At 59.4% G+C, this 12,566-nt stretch carries 12 protein-coding genes and 1 other RNA gene; 6 read left to right on the top strand and 7 right to left on the bottom strand.

Going from position 1 to position 12,566, the window contains the following annotated elements:
• Nucleotides 1-35: 35 nt before the first annotated feature.
• Together AC1RJW_RS13200 and AC1RJW_RS13195 are read right to left on the bottom strand one after the other, a co-directional pair.
• Nucleotides 36-278 carry an Imm32 family immunity protein gene (locus AC1RJW_RS13200; RefSeq protein WP_493045321.1) on the bottom strand — a complete coding sequence of 81 codons (243 nt, stop codon included), beginning with the start codon at nt 276-278 and terminating at the stop codon, nt 36-38.
• Nucleotides 275-1,033: a hypothetical protein gene (locus AC1RJW_RS13195; RefSeq protein ID WP_493045320.1), complete on the bottom strand. Its 759-nt coding sequence runs from the start codon at nt 1,031-1,033 to the stop codon at nt 275-277. Before AC1RJW_RS13195 ends, AC1RJW_RS13200 begins: the two co-directional genes overlap by 4 nt.
• 262 nt (nt 1,034-1,295) lie before the next feature.
• Between AC1RJW_RS13195 and AC1RJW_RS13190 the strand changes: the two genes are divergently transcribed.
• From AC1RJW_RS13190 to AC1RJW_RS13170, 5 genes are all read left to right on the top strand, one after another.
• Entirely contained in the window at nt 1,296-1,538 is a 243-nt protein-coding gene (locus AC1RJW_RS13190) for a hypothetical protein (RefSeq protein ID WP_493045319.1), read from the top strand.
• 742 nt (nt 1,539-2,280) lie between these two features.
• Nucleotides 2,281-3,882 carry a sensor domain-containing diguanylate cyclase gene (locus AC1RJW_RS13185; RefSeq protein WP_493045318.1) on the top strand — a complete coding sequence of 534 codons (1,602 nt, stop codon included), beginning with the start codon at nt 2,281-2,283 and terminating at the stop codon, nt 3,880-3,882.
• A 128-nt stretch (nt 3,883-4,010) separates the two neighbouring features.
• Nucleotides 4,011-4,565 carry a hypothetical protein gene (locus tag AC1RJW_RS13180; protein ID WP_493045317.1) on the top strand — a complete coding sequence of 185 codons (555 nt, stop codon included), beginning with the start codon at nt 4,011-4,013 and terminating at the stop codon, nt 4,563-4,565.
• A gap of 13 nt (nt 4,566-4,578) precedes the next feature.
• Nucleotides 4,579-5,031 carry an HD domain-containing protein gene (locus AC1RJW_RS13175; protein ID WP_493045316.1) on the top strand — a complete coding sequence of 151 codons (453 nt, stop codon included), beginning with the start codon at nt 4,579-4,581 and terminating at the stop codon, nt 5,029-5,031.
• Nucleotides 5,032-5,215: 184 nt separating this feature from the next.
• Nucleotides 5,216-5,725: a hypothetical protein gene (locus AC1RJW_RS13170; protein WP_493045315.1), complete on the top strand. Its 510-nt coding sequence runs from the start codon at nt 5,216-5,218 to the stop codon at nt 5,723-5,725.
• Between the two features lie 80 nt (nt 5,726-5,805).
• On the opposite strand, the gene AC1RJW_RS13165 is transcribed toward AC1RJW_RS13170, so the two are convergent.
• The 5 genes from AC1RJW_RS13165 to ompA all read right to left on the bottom strand — a co-directional run bounded on the left by AC1RJW_RS13165 (nt 5,806) and on the right by ompA (nt 9,186).
• Entirely contained in the window at nt 5,806-6,108 is a 303-nt protein-coding gene (locus tag AC1RJW_RS13165; RefSeq protein ID WP_493045313.1) for an HNH endonuclease, read from the bottom strand.
• A 327-nt stretch (nt 6,109-6,435) separates the two neighbouring features.
• Nucleotides 6,436-6,796: a transfer-messenger RNA gene (gene ssrA, locus AC1RJW_RS13160) on the bottom strand.
• Nucleotides 6,797-6,879: 83 nt separating this feature from the next.
• Entirely contained in the window at nt 6,880-7,584 is a 705-nt protein-coding gene (locus AC1RJW_RS13155) for an HAD family hydrolase (protein WP_493045312.1), read from the bottom strand.
• A 68-nt stretch (nt 7,585-7,652) separates the two neighbouring features.
• The gene (gene ubiG, locus AC1RJW_RS13150; protein WP_230538500.1) at nt 7,653-8,348 is read right to left on the bottom strand and encodes a bifunctional 2-polyprenyl-6-hydroxyphenol methylase/3-demethylubiquinol 3-O-methyltransferase UbiG; all 696 of its coding nucleotides are present in this window, start codon (nt 8,346-8,348) and stop codon (nt 7,653-7,655) included.
• A 127-nt stretch (nt 8,349-8,475) separates the two neighbouring features.
• On the bottom strand, nt 8,476-9,186 hold the full coding sequence (gene ompA / locus AC1RJW_RS13145; protein ID WP_475415715.1) for an outer membrane protein OmpA: 711 nt from the start codon (nt 9,184-9,186) through the stop codon (nt 8,476-8,478).
• 656 nt (nt 9,187-9,842) lie between these two features.
• Here ompA and gyrA point away from each other — a divergent pair.
• The gene (gene gyrA / locus AC1RJW_RS13140; protein WP_128140252.1) at nt 9,843-12,521 is read left to right on the top strand and encodes a DNA gyrase subunit A; all 2,679 of its coding nucleotides are present in this window, start codon (nt 9,843-9,845) and stop codon (nt 12,519-12,521) included.
• Nucleotides 12,522-12,566 lie beyond the last annotated feature (45 nt).

Here is a 12,566-nt window from a genome sequence, read left to right as displayed (position 1 = left end):
TATGTTACCCGACGCGCGCCAGGCGGGGCGCCAGTCTATGCCGCCACGACGACGAGGTCGGGGAAGTCGTCCTGCCAGCCTTCCCACTCGTCTTGCAGATGCGCGTGCATGCCGGCCCGGTCTTGCGCCAGATCAAACGCGTCCGCGCTGGCCAGCAAAAAATGGGCAATGGCGCGCAAGGTGGCCGGGTCGGCCTGGATGGTCACGTCGGAACAGGGCAGGGGCCGCTCGGCGGCGGCGTCCTGCAGATAGCAGTGCAGCGATAAATGTGTGCTCATGGGTGTCGGTGGTTGATGTAGGCGCCCAGCATGGCGTGTGCGTTCAGTGCGGCGCGGGCCGCTTCCAGTTCCCCGGGCTGCAGGTACCAGAAGATCCAGCCGGCATGGTCTTCACAGCGACCATGGGCTTGCATCGCAGCGCGCAGCGCTTGCCGGCGCCCGGGCGGCAGCGCATCCAGCCTGGCTGGCGTGAAACCGTTGATGGGATAGACATCGCGCAGGTGCGCATCTTGCAACCCGCGCCGCTTGACGGCGGCCCAGTTATTGGCGGGGCAAGGCGTGCCAAAGGTCATCGGATGGGCCTCATCGATCTGCCGGTAGCCGAGTGCGTAGCCGGTGCCATAGCCCTGCGTTTCAGCGTAGCAGTACACGTATTCGCAATGCTCAAACAGGCCGGGTATGGCCCGCGCACCGTCGAACAGCGGCGCCAGCGCAAGCTTGCTGGCGCGGATGGACAGAACCAGCTCCGAGCCCGATGAATACATCGCCTGCGCGTCGCAGTTGACGGCCTCGTCAGCTTCGTCGGGCGGCACGATGCGCGGCGAAAGCAGCCCGATGCCGTCGGTCTCTGGCGCGAACAGCATCTTCTCGTAATTTCGCTGTGAGAACTTGACGATCTTGCCGCGCTTGTTGCCGTAGCGCTCGACGGATTCGCCGATGTGCTCGAACCAGGTGAACAACTGCGCGCTGGCCGTGGCGGGAATAAAGGGGCTATTTTTCTTGAATTCGCCTACGAGGAAGTGATATTGGTCCATATGTCGTTATTAGGGATGGGCAACGCGCATGATGCCATGCGCGGGATCACACGGCTAGCGTGCGCACCGTAGCGATGGCACCGGACGGGCGCGATAGAAAAAGATGCACGGCAGGACGGCGCAACGGCCGGCTTGAGGCGTATGATGGAAATACGGATGTGGTTGCCGCAAGGCAGTGCGACCGGCACGGGCTTGCCGTGCCGAATTGACGTCCTGGCGGATTTTTTCGTGGTTTCGGCAGCAATAACAACGAGGAGACATCATGGACAAACCCGAATTCATCCTGGCCGCCAAGGCCATGGAAACCCTTGAGATGTATCAAACGTTTTATGGCAACTCCGGTGAATACCAGGCGCACCAGCAGGAAGTCTTGAAACTGCTGCGCCACAAGGGCGCTTCCCTGCTGGTGTCCGAACATGGCCCGGCGAAGTTTTTATTGGCGTTTGCCGATGCGCTGGAAGTGGCGGGCTTGCCGGGCGAGTATGTGCCGTTGAGTCGAAGATAGGAGGGCTGCAGCGCCATGTGCCTGGCCTTGGTTCTACCAAAGTCAGGCAGAATTCAGGCTAGCAGATCGCTCCATACATCCCTTTTCCCGTACGCAAATCGAGTCCGAAATAGCATGCGTATGCTGCTCCTTTTGTATGAGAGCAGGTAATGTCCCCCCTGCGCCGCTCCCGGTAGTCTGCCGAGGAGCTGCATGCCTGCTCCTGTTTCACGTCGGGCCCGATCTTGGTAAATAGTTCCCGTGCCAATTCCCTTTTGACCATGATTGCCACTTTCCGGTCGTTTCGCGTGGGCGGCAGCATTTCGGACAAGGTTCCTCCATAGATCTGATAGTCACCCCGCAAGGGCCGTGGTTCGCCAGTCCATGCCGGCGGCTTGTCCGCGGCTTGGGACGGCGAGAATAGAGCGAGCGCCATGGTGCAGCATGCAAGCCGAGTATTCAGCCTCCGGTGCCTGGGGCAGGATGAAAAAGCCACGCTTGTCCCTGGGCTGTACTTCGAGCATGCTCGACTCCGCTATACGCAACGCTGGGGGAACTAGTATTGTTTCGCATTCCGCTCCATACAGGATTGCGCTACCGCAAACAATTGCGGGCTGGAACAGGATTCGCGCCACCATGGCGGAGAGAACACCTTGCCCGGCAAGTGTCGTCGTGACTTTTTTATATCTTTCGTGACGATGTGTGAGTATGTCGCTGCCTATTTCGTGCACACTTTGCCGGATATCAAACCGGGAGTGTATCCATGACCAGGTCACGCAGCTTGCCGCCACGATTGCTGGGAGCTGGCTTCCGGGGATTCTCCTTGCTGCCGTTGGCGATCTCATTTGTCGTGCTGGTGTGCCTGTCGCTGCTGGCGATCCAGTTATGGATGACCTTGCGTGCACGCGAGGTGCAACTGAATGAAGCGGCCCGTGAAAGCGCCAACCTGGCGCAATCTGTTGCCCAGCATGCTTATGACACCATCAAGGAGGCCGATACGGTGCTGGTCGGCCTGGTGGAGCGGGTGGAGGCGGACGGTGTCTCCGACCTTGAACTGGCCCGTATCCATAAATTGCTGGTCACCCGCGTAGCCGAGCTGCCGCAGCTGCACGGCATCTTCGTCTATGCCAGGGATGGCAGCTGGCTCGTGAACTCTCAGAAAACGTTGTTGAGCAATCTGAATAATTCCGATCGAGATTATTTCAACTACCATCGAACGCATGATGATCGGGGGCCCTATGTCGGACCTCCCGTGCGCAGCAAATCGACGGGGGACTGGATTGTGACCGTATCGCGGCGTATCAATTTGCCTGACGGCAGCTTCGGCGGCGTGGCGCTGGCGACCATCGATATGCATTATTTCAGGCTGTTTTATGAACGTTTTTCGATAGGAAAGAAAGGCGCCATTTTCATCGCGAATGGAAAAGGCATTCTTTTATTGCGCAGGCCGTTCGATGAAAGTTTGCTGGGGCGCGATCTTTCGCAGTTTCCCTTATTTCATGATTATTTGCCCAAAAGTCCCGTTGGCACTGCCGTGTTCAGGTCGCGGGTCGATGGCGTGATGCGTATCAACAGCTATCGAAGAGTCGAAGAATACCCGCTGGTGGTCTCTGCCGCATTGTCACAGGATGAAGTCCTCGCTGCTTGGCGCCTCGATACGGTGATGCAAAACGCCGTGGGCGGGGTGCTGGTACTGCTGATCGCGTTTATCGGATACCGCGTGGTGCGGCTGATCGATTTGCGGGTAAAAAGCGAGGCGGGACTGGTCGAGGCGCGCAACGAGCTGGAATTGATCAATGAAACCCTGGCCCGCCTTGCCAGTCAGGATGGGTTGACGGGGCTCGCGAACCGGCGCCACTTTGACCAGTCGCTGCTTGCAGAGTTCAGCCGTGCGCAGCGTGAAAATAGTTCACTTGGGCTGGTGTTGATCGATGTCGACTTCTTTAAACAATATAACGACATCTATGGTCATGTGGCCGGCGACGAATGCCTGAGAAAACTCGGCAAAGTGGTGGCCTACAGCATGCGCAGGCCGGGCGACCTTGCGGCGCGCTATGGCGGCGAGGAAATGGTCATTTTATTGCCGGGGACGGATCTGCCGGGCGCATTGGCGGTGGCGGAAGGCGTCCGCCAGGCTGTGCAATCGCTGGGAATCGAGCATCGGGGCAATTCTCTCGGCGTGGTGACGGCCAGCGTTGGTGTGGCGGCGTTTATGCCGACGCACCTGGAAAACCAGGCGGTTGAGCTGGTTGAGCTCGCGGATAAGGCGCTGTACAAGGCCAAGGCATCGGGGAGAAACCGGGTCTGCCATGCATCTGCTTGCGACAGTGCCGAGCAGGCTGCGACTGCTTTTGCGTTTCGATAGCCGTTGTTGAAGGCCGATGGCGCTGCGTCGGGTCTGTCCTGCGCTGCGCGTGCGCTAGCCTTGTCCATGTACAATCGGCAACATACGGATCGACGTATCCGCCTCTTCATTGCGGAGTACGCCCGAAGGTGACACAAACATTGCAAACCTGGCTGCTGGCCTGGCGGGAAGCCTTCACCTGCGTCTGCCTGGGTCTGCGCGATGCCCGCCATGCGGGGCTGGTGTCCGTCACCGGTTTGCTGGGACTGGGCGTGATGCATGGCGTCGGGACACTCGCCAACGGGCCATCCACTGCGCGCCGCTATGCCGCTTGGCAAGCGCCGGCCGGCCTGGATGCGTGCGCCGCGCGCCCAGCCTGGCGGCGCAAGCCGTTGCTGCTGCTTTCCCTGCTGCTTTCCCTGTTGATCCCCGTGTGGGCCATGTGCGCGCTGATCGCGTACTTGCTGGCCTGGAATGTGCAGATGATCTACGGCGTGGCGGCCGAAGATGTGCTTGGCGCGGAACGGCAAGCGACATTGCGCCGCGAACAGCGTCAGGCGATTGTTGCCCTGGGCCTGCTGCTGTGCTTGCTGATGCTGGTGCCGGTCCTGAATTTATTGTTGCCAGCCTTGCTGTGCACCAGCGTGTGCCACTTGCAGCACCGTGGCTGGCGCGCAACGGACACATCAATCAACCTGGAGTGAACAAGGAGTAAGCATGAGTGAACAAGCAAGTCGCGGCGCGCTGGAGCGCGCCATTGAAATCGCCGCCGCCATCCATGCCGGCCAGACGGACAAGGGCGGCGCGCCCTACATTTTGCACCCTTTGCGCGTGATGCTGCGCGTCGCCCCCGGCGCCCAGCAGATCGTCGCCGTGCTGCATGACGTGGTGGAAGACAGCGATGGCAAAGTCACCTTCGACGACCTGGCGCGCGAAGGATTTTCCCAGGAAGTCATCGACGGCGTGCGCGCCGTGACCAAGATCGAGGGGGAGTCGTATGAAGCGTTCATCGCCCGCGCGGCCTTGAACCCGGTCGGCAAGGCAGTCAAGTTGGCTGATCTGGCTGAGAATAGCGACTTGTCGCGGATAGGGGATCCGACGCAAAAAGATCTGGAGAGGATAGAGAAATACCGGAGGGCCATCGGGTATTTGCGGGGGGATGTTTTTTGATTTCAAGGTGGCGCGGTGCATCTTTGCGCTGGCTCAACGTCATCGCTTCAACTAGCGACAACTCCCGCATATATTCACTGTAACGCATGGATGTTTGATCCTTCGCAATGCCCAGAAATGCATAGCGGAAAAAATTATCGAGTGAGCATGTTTCTTTGCGAACGGGCGGGGACTCTTTGGCAAAATGCATACAATCAACCCGCAACGGCAGCTGTCGGCTGCGGATTCAATCGACCACCTTTTTAAACTGAGCATGTTGGAGATACCGAAGCTAATAGAGTCCGTCTTTCGAGAGGCCGGCTGGAAGGGGCCGAAGAGGCTAGCCCCGCCAGGCAAGACGTCAGCGTCTGCCTATGCCATCGCCAATCAAATAGTTGATGAGTTCGGAGGGTTGACTGTAGGCACATGTGGTTTAGGAACAGAAATGGCATCGAGCGACGTGCGCTTTTACGAGCAGCTTCGTTGTGGTCTGTTTCAAGCTTGGGCAGAACAAATTGGTGAGGTTGTCGCATTTGCATCAGCCCACCATGAGCACATGATCTTGTCAGTCGGTACTGACGGGACCTATTATGTATTTACCGATCCTGACGGTCAGTTATACCAAGGCCCGCAGGATTTCGGAGAGCTGATGCGTCGTTTGCTTTGGGGCTATTCGTACGGTCCCACAATTTCAAAAGACGCATACCAGTTCTAAGTCAGCATCCGCCTTGGGGCGGAAGCGGGCGGAGCCGATTAGCGCTCTGAATCGCCGCCAGTAGCGTAAGACCGCGATTTTCAGCGTGGGAATTTATACCGTACCAGCAGCGTAGGTCCTTTGCCGCCGGTTGGCGTCAGCAGTATCTCGTCACCCGGCTGCATTTCCTCATACATTACCGTGCAACAGGTCGGCATCGAATGGCCGCGCGCGGGATAAACGCCAACGTCGGTGTGCAGGTTCGCAGCGCGGACGTCCACGCTGGTCTCGCCGGCCTTTCCTGCTTCTTGCAGCAGCTTGCGCAGTGCGGTGACGAAGTCCCCTTTGCTGAGTCTGGCAGGTGCTTGGGTTGCTTGCGGGCGAGCGGTTGCGTCGTTTTTCATGCAGTTTCTTTCAGTGAATATGTTCCCGCCACTATATCATTGGCCTCTGATCGGGCGAGGGTCAGGTCCGGCATTTGCATACAGCCTGAGCAGCTAAGGTTGTCGTTAGGAAAAACCGCCTGCGGCGCAAAAGCTAGTCAGACGAATCGGAGGGGATTGCGCTTGCAAGCGCAATCCGGTTTTGCGGCGTCGAGCTGCGCTCGCCGAAGGCCTCGCAAAAACCCCCGCGCCCGTACCGGACGCGGATTCGACGCCCGCATTCTGCATGCATGGAATAAATAAAAAGGGCCTCCCCGCCAAAACGGGGAAGCCCTTTTATTTATTCAGTGGTGGAGACGGCGGGAATCGAACCCGCGTCCGCAAGCACTCTACAGACAGTTCTACATACTTAGCACTATCATTTAATTTAACTCAGCCAGCACGGATGTGCACGTTATGGGCAAGCGAGTTACCTATTATTTAGTCGGACGCTAAGTAACCCAGCATACGACGAGTCCCTGTAAATGACTCTAGAGCTTTTGACGGCCCACCCCAGGGACGAGGTGTTCTAGAGCTAACAGCGATTAAGCTGCCAGTGCGTACGAGTTATCGTTTGCAGTTAAGTTTTTTCAGGTTGTATTTACGAGGTAGCCCGCCCTCGGTATGCCCTGCGCTGCTTTGCAACCCACGTCGAAACCAGGTCGTCCCCACAGAACCTTCATTGTAGCGCAATCTTCACACTCTTGCATGATGCATTCGCCTGTTTGCGCGCCAGATCAAGCGGACGCTGATTTATGCCGCCAGTTGCCGTGCCTGCGCCGCCTTCACCACCGCGCTGACCAGTTCGAGCAACGCTTGCGGCGTGTCCAGCAGGTGGTCGGCATTCCAATGCTGCGGTTCGACGGGGCCGCAGTAGCCCCAGGCGCAGGCGACCGTGCGCATGCCGGCGGCGCGGCCGGCCTGGATGTCGCGCAGGTCGTCGCCCACGTACCAGCAGTCTTGCGGCGCCAGGTCCAGGCGCCGCGCCGCTTCCAGCAGGGGGGCGGGGTGCGGTTTCGGGTGCGGCATGGTGTCGCCCGAGATCACGCAGCCGGCGCCACCCAAGCCGATCTGGCCGACCAGCGGGTCGGTGAAGCGGGCGGCCTTGTTGGTGACCACGCCCCAGGCCAGGCCCAGCGCTTGCAAGCCGTCGAGCATGGCGGGGATACCGTCAAATAAACGGCTTTCCACGGCCAGGGCCGCTTCGTAATTGTTCAGGAAGCCGTCTTTCAGGGCTTCGTAGCCGCTTTCGCCCGGGGCAATGCCATACGACGCGCCGATCATGCCGCGCGCGCCGGCCGAGGCGGTGGGGCGCAGGATGTCATACGGGGTCGGCGCCAGGCCGGCGCGCGCGCGCAGCAGGTTGATGGCCGCTGCCAGGTCGGGCGCGGTGTCGGCCAGGGTGCCGTCGAGGTCGAACAGGATGGCGCGCGGGGCTGGCAGATGGTCAGTGATCATGGCGGGCAAATTGTGTCAAGTGGGAATGAAAAATGGCGGCCGCAGCCGCCTTGTATTGTGCGTGATGGTTACAGCGGCCGGGTGCAGGCCACCAGGTAATTGACGCTGGTATCGCTATTAAGTGAGTAAATCTTGGTCAGCGGATTGTAGCCCATGCCGCGCATGCTGTTGACGTCCAGGCCGGCGCTGCGCACGTATTGCGACAGTTCGGCCGGGGTGATGAATTTGTCATAGTCGTGCGTGCCTTTCGGCAACAGGCGCAGCAGGTATTCGGCGCCCAGGATGGCAAACAGGTACGCTTTCGGGTTGCGGTTCAGGGTCGACAGGAAGACGTGGCCGCCCGGTTTCACCAGCGTGGCGCAAGCCTTGACGATGGCGGCGGGGTCCGGCACGTGCTCGAGCATTTCCATGCACGTCACGACGTCGTACTGGCCCGGCTCTTCCTCGGCCATGGCTTCGGCGGCAATCAGCTTGTAGCGTACCTTGGCGCCCGACTCCAGGCTGTGCAGGTCGGCCACTTTCAAGGCCTTGTCGGACAGGTCGATGCCCGTCACGTCGGCGCCCTTGCGGGCCATCGATTCGGCCAGGATGCCGCCGCCGCAGCCGATGTCGATCACGCGCTTGCCGGCCAGCGGCACTTTCGCGTTGATCCATTCCAGGCGCAGGGGGTTAATTTCGTGCAGGGGACGAAACTCGGAAGTGGGGTCCCACCAGCGGTGGGCCAGCTCACTGAATTTTTGGATTTCGAGAGGGTCGGCGTTCATAGGTCGAATAATAGCGGCAATTTTACAATTGGGCAGCCACGGACGAAAAAAAACCCCGCCGTAGCGGGGTTTTTCATGCTGTTCTTGACTTGCGCGATGACTTGCGGCAAGTCCAGAGGTTCAGCTATTACTTGTTGCGGGTACCAACAACTTCGATTTCCACGCGACGGTTTTTCGCACGGCCTTCGGCAGTTTTGTTATCAGCAACAGGTTGTTTCTCGCCTTTGCCTTCGGTGTACACGCGGTTGCTTTCAACGCCTTTGGTGACCAGGTAGGCTTTGACAGCATCAGCACGACGTACCGACAGTTTTTGGTTGTAAGCATCGGTGCCGACGGAGTCGGTGTGACCCACAGCGATGATGACTTCCAGGTTGATGCCGCCCAGTTGTGCGGACAGCTCGTCCAGCTTGGCTTTGCCTTCTGGCTTCAGCGTAGCTTTGTCGAAATCGAAGAAGGCATCAGCAGCGAAGCTGACTTTTTCCGAGGTAGGAGCAACGACGACTGGTACTGGCGCAACAACGACTGGTGCCGGTGCTGGTACGACTGGCGCTGGAGGAGCTACGCATTTGCCGTCTTGCAGGGTTTCTGGCTCTACGCACAGTGGCACGTCGCAACCTGGCACTGCGTCAGCAGGTGTCCAGTAGCCGGTACGCCAGCACAGGCCGAATGGGTCACGCACGATTACGCCGCGGGCATCTTGCACGTAAGCGCTTTTTGGGCTTGGTGCTTTGATGTCAGTGGTAACTGGCGCGAATGGTGGGGAGGTTGGGGTTTGGGCCGAAGCCGAGCCAGCAATCACTGCGGATGCAGCGAAAAACAGCGTTACAAATTTATTCATTCTTTTTTCCTTTCGGGGGGTGATATCCGCAGAACAACACTGCGCTACTGGTGCTACGTGCCAAGATTTTATCATGTAGACCATATGCGCTCGTTTCAGATTGCGAAACTAGCAATTAACTTCCCAGTCATTTTGCCACACGCATCAGGGGCACACGACCGTGGTTAAATCAAAGCTTGCCCGATTTTAGACCGTGCGTTGTTTTTGCGCAACGAAAATGCCCATTTGTAACGCACCTGTAACAATTGATCGCTTTTTTTGCCTCTTTTAAGGGCAGGTGTCTTGAACTGATATTGCCATTGTGCATTATCGACAGGTCAACATGCACGGCCCCGGTGCAAACTGCCAATCTTGTTGGTATGGCCAATTTGTACAGGTAGCTGGGCGCGCATGCTAAAATCGTGCGCTTGACTGTTAAGAGTGTCGGGCAAATGCCCACGGCGGCACTGCATGGCCAGCACCTACCCTTGCGGTATCCGTACTGGCCGCGCCGCCAGCCCGCCGATTTGTTCTGGCACTCTGCGACATGGAAGTTGGGCCACGCCAGCAGCGCGCGGCGCGGCGTCCACGACGACAGCCACCCAGGATATGCAGTATTGCGTCATACATTGCGTAACAGATAAGTTAACCACAGCCTGAGATCAGTCGAACCGCCAATGGATCAATTCGCAAAAGAAACAATTCCTATTTCCCTCGAAGAAGAGATGCGCAAGAGCTACCTCGATTACGCCATGAGCGTGATCGTCGGTCGTGCCTTGCCCGATGCGCGCGATGGCTTGAAGCCAGTGCACCGCCGCGTCTTGTTCGCGATGCATGAAATGAATAACGTGTGGAACCGCCCTTACGTCAAGTGCGCCCGCGTGGTCGGCGAAACCATGGGTAAATACCATCCCCACGGCGATGCCTCGATCTACGACACGCTGGTGCGCATGGCGCAAGATTTTTCGCTGCGCTACATGCTCGTCGATGGCCAGGGCAACTTCGGTTCCGTCGACGGCGACGGCGCCGCGGCGATGCGTTACACCGAGTGCCGCCTGGACAAGATCGCCAGCGAGCTGCTGGCCGATATCGACAAGGATACCGTCGACTTCCAGCCCAACTACGATGGCAAGGAAAAGGAGCCGACGGTCTTGCCGACGCGTATCCCGAACCTGCTGATCAATGGCTCGTCCGGTATCGCCGTCGGCATGGCGACGAACATTCCGCCACACAACATCACCGAAGTCATCGACGGCGCGCTGCACGTGCTGCGCAACCCCGAGTGCACGATCGATGAATTGATCGAGCTGATCCCGGCGCCGGACTTCCCGACGGCCGGCATCATCTATGGCGTGTCCGGCGTGCGCGACGGTTACCGCACGGGCCGCGGCCGCGTCGTCATGCGCGCCAAGACCCATTTCGAGGAATACGGCAAGGATGGCGGCCGCATCGCCATCATCGTCGACGAGCTGCCATTCCAGGTCAACAAGAAATCCTTGCTGGAACGCATCGCTGAAAACGTGCGCGACAAGAAGCTCGACGGCATTTCCGACATCCGCGACGAATCCGACAAGTCGGGCATGCGCGTGGTGATCGAGCTGAAACGGGGCGAAGTGCCGGAAGTGGTGCTGAACAACCTGTACAAGCAGACCCAGTTGCAGGACACCTTCGGCATGAACATGGTGGCCCTGGTCGATGGTCAGCCGAAGCTGCTGAACCTCAAGCAGATGCTGCAATGCTTCCTGTCGCACCGCCGCGAAGTGGTCACGCGCCGCACCGTGTTCGAACTGCGCAAGGCGCGCGAACGCGGTCACGTGCTCGAAGGCCTGGCGGTCGCACTGGCCAACATCGATGACTTCATCGCCATCATCAAGGCCGCGCCGACGCCGCCGATCGCCAAGGTCGAGCTGATGGCCAAGGCCTGGGATTCGTCCGTCGTGCGCGAAATGCTGGCCCGTACGGGCGACGGCACGACGCCGGGCGGCGTGGATGCCTACCGTCCGGAAAACCTGCCGAAGCACTACGGCATGCAGACGGATGGCCTGTACAAGCTGTCGGACGACCAGGCGCAGGAAATCTTGCAGATGCGTCTGCAGCGCCTGACCGGTCTGGAGCAGGACAAGATCGTCAACGAGTACAAGGACGTGATGGAACATATCGCCGACTTGCTCGACATCCTGGCCAAGCCGGAACGCGTTACCGTCATCATCACCGATGAAATGACGGCGGCGAAGAACGAATACGGCGCCGGCAACAAGGACGTGCGTCGCTCGCAGATTGAGCTGAATGCCACTGACCTGGAAACGGAAGACCTGATCACGCCGCAAGACATGGTCGTGACCCTGTCGCACACCGGCTACATGAAGGCCCAGCCGATCACCGAATACCGCGCGCAGAAGCGCGGCGGTCGCGGCAAGCAGGCCATGGCGACGAAAGAGGAAGACTGGATCGACCAGCTGTTCATCGCCAACACGCACGACTACATCCTGTGCTTCTCGGATCGTGGCCGCATGTACTGGCTGAAGGTATGGGAAGTGCCGCAAGGCTCGCGCAATTCGCGCGGTAAGCCGATCGTCAACATGTTCCCGCTGCAGGACAACGAAAAGATCACCGTGATCCTGCCGCTGTCGGGCGAGAACCGCACGTTCCCGGAAGACCATTACGTCTTCATGTCGACCAGCCTGGGCACCGTCAAGAAGACGCCGCTGAAGGACTTCAGCAATCCACGCAAGGCCGGCATCATCGCGGTCGACCTGGACGACGGCGACTTCCTGATCGGCGCGGCGCTGACCGATGGCCAGCACGACGTGATGCTGTTCTCCGATTCGGGCAAGGCAGTGCGCTTCGACGAAAACGACGTGCGTCCGATGGGCCGCACGGCGCGTGGCGTGCGCGGCATGAACCTGGAAGAGGGCCAGCACGTGATCGCGCTGCTGGTGGCCGAGAACGAGCAGCAGTCGGTGCTGACGGCCACGGAAAACGGCTACGGCAAGCGTACGCCGATCACTGAGTACACGCGCCATGGCCGTGGCACGAAAGGCATGATCGCCATCCAGACCAGCGAGCGCAACGGTAAAGTGGTTGCCGCGACCCTGGTCGATACCAGCGATGAAATCATGCTGATCACTACCGGTGGCGTATTGATCCGCACCCGCGTGTCGGAAATCCGCGAGATGGGCCGCGCGACGCAGGGCGTGACCCTGATCGCCGTGGAAGACGGCACCAAGCTGTCCGGCCTGCAGCGCGTGGTGGAAACGGATATCGACGAAGTCGAGCTGACGACGGAGGCGGATGCCGCGCCTGCGCCGGCAGCGGCTGAACCAGCCGATCCTGTCGACCCGGCCCAGCCGGAGTAAGATGATTGGGGCTCTTTCGGGAGCCCCAATTGCTGTTGGCGTGCC

The organism is Janthinobacterium sp. GW822-FHT07A03 (genome assembly GCF_058798815.1).
This window is presented reverse-complemented; position numbering and strand designations above follow the sequence as displayed.

Excerpts from the sequence above, each read along its gene's own strand:
- AC1RJW_RS13200 (WP_493045321.1), bottom strand. The coding sequence starts at position 278 with ATGAGCACACATTTATCGCTGCACTGCTATCTGCAGGACGCCGCCGCC.
- AC1RJW_RS13195 (WP_493045320.1), bottom strand. The coding sequence starts at position 1,033 with ATGGACCAATATCACTTCCTCGTAGGCGAATTCAAGAAAAATAGCCCC.
- AC1RJW_RS13190 (WP_493045319.1), top strand. The coding sequence starts at position 1,296 with ATGGACAAACCCGAATTCATCCTGGCCGCCAAGGCCATGGAAACCCTT.
- AC1RJW_RS13185 (WP_493045318.1), top strand. The coding sequence starts at position 2,281 with ATGACCAGGTCACGCAGCTTGCCGCCACGATTGCTGGGAGCTGGCTTC.
- AC1RJW_RS13175 (WP_493045316.1), top strand. The coding sequence starts at position 4,579 with ATGAGTGAACAAGCAAGTCGCGGCGCGCTGGAGCGCGCCATTGAAATC.
- AC1RJW_RS13170 (WP_493045315.1), top strand. The coding sequence starts at position 5,216 with ATGCATACAATCAACCCGCAACGGCAGCTGTCGGCTGCGGATTCAATC.
- AC1RJW_RS13165 (WP_493045313.1), bottom strand. The coding sequence starts at position 6,108 with ATGAAAAACGACGCAACCGCTCGCCCGCAAGCAACCCAAGCACCTGCC.
- AC1RJW_RS13155 (WP_493045312.1), bottom strand. The coding sequence starts at position 7,584 with ATGATCACTGACCATCTGCCAGCCCCGCGCGCCATCCTGTTCGACCTC.
- ubiG (WP_230538500.1), bottom strand. The coding sequence starts at position 8,348 with ATGAACGCCGACCCTCTCGAAATCCAAAAATTCAGTGAGCTGGCCCAC.
- ompA (WP_475415715.1), bottom strand. The coding sequence starts at position 9,186 with ATGAATAAATTTGTAACGCTGTTTTTCGCTGCATCCGCAGTGATTGCT.
- gyrA (WP_128140252.1), top strand. The coding sequence starts at position 9,843 with ATGGATCAATTCGCAAAAGAAACAATTCCTATTTCCCTCGAAGAAGAG.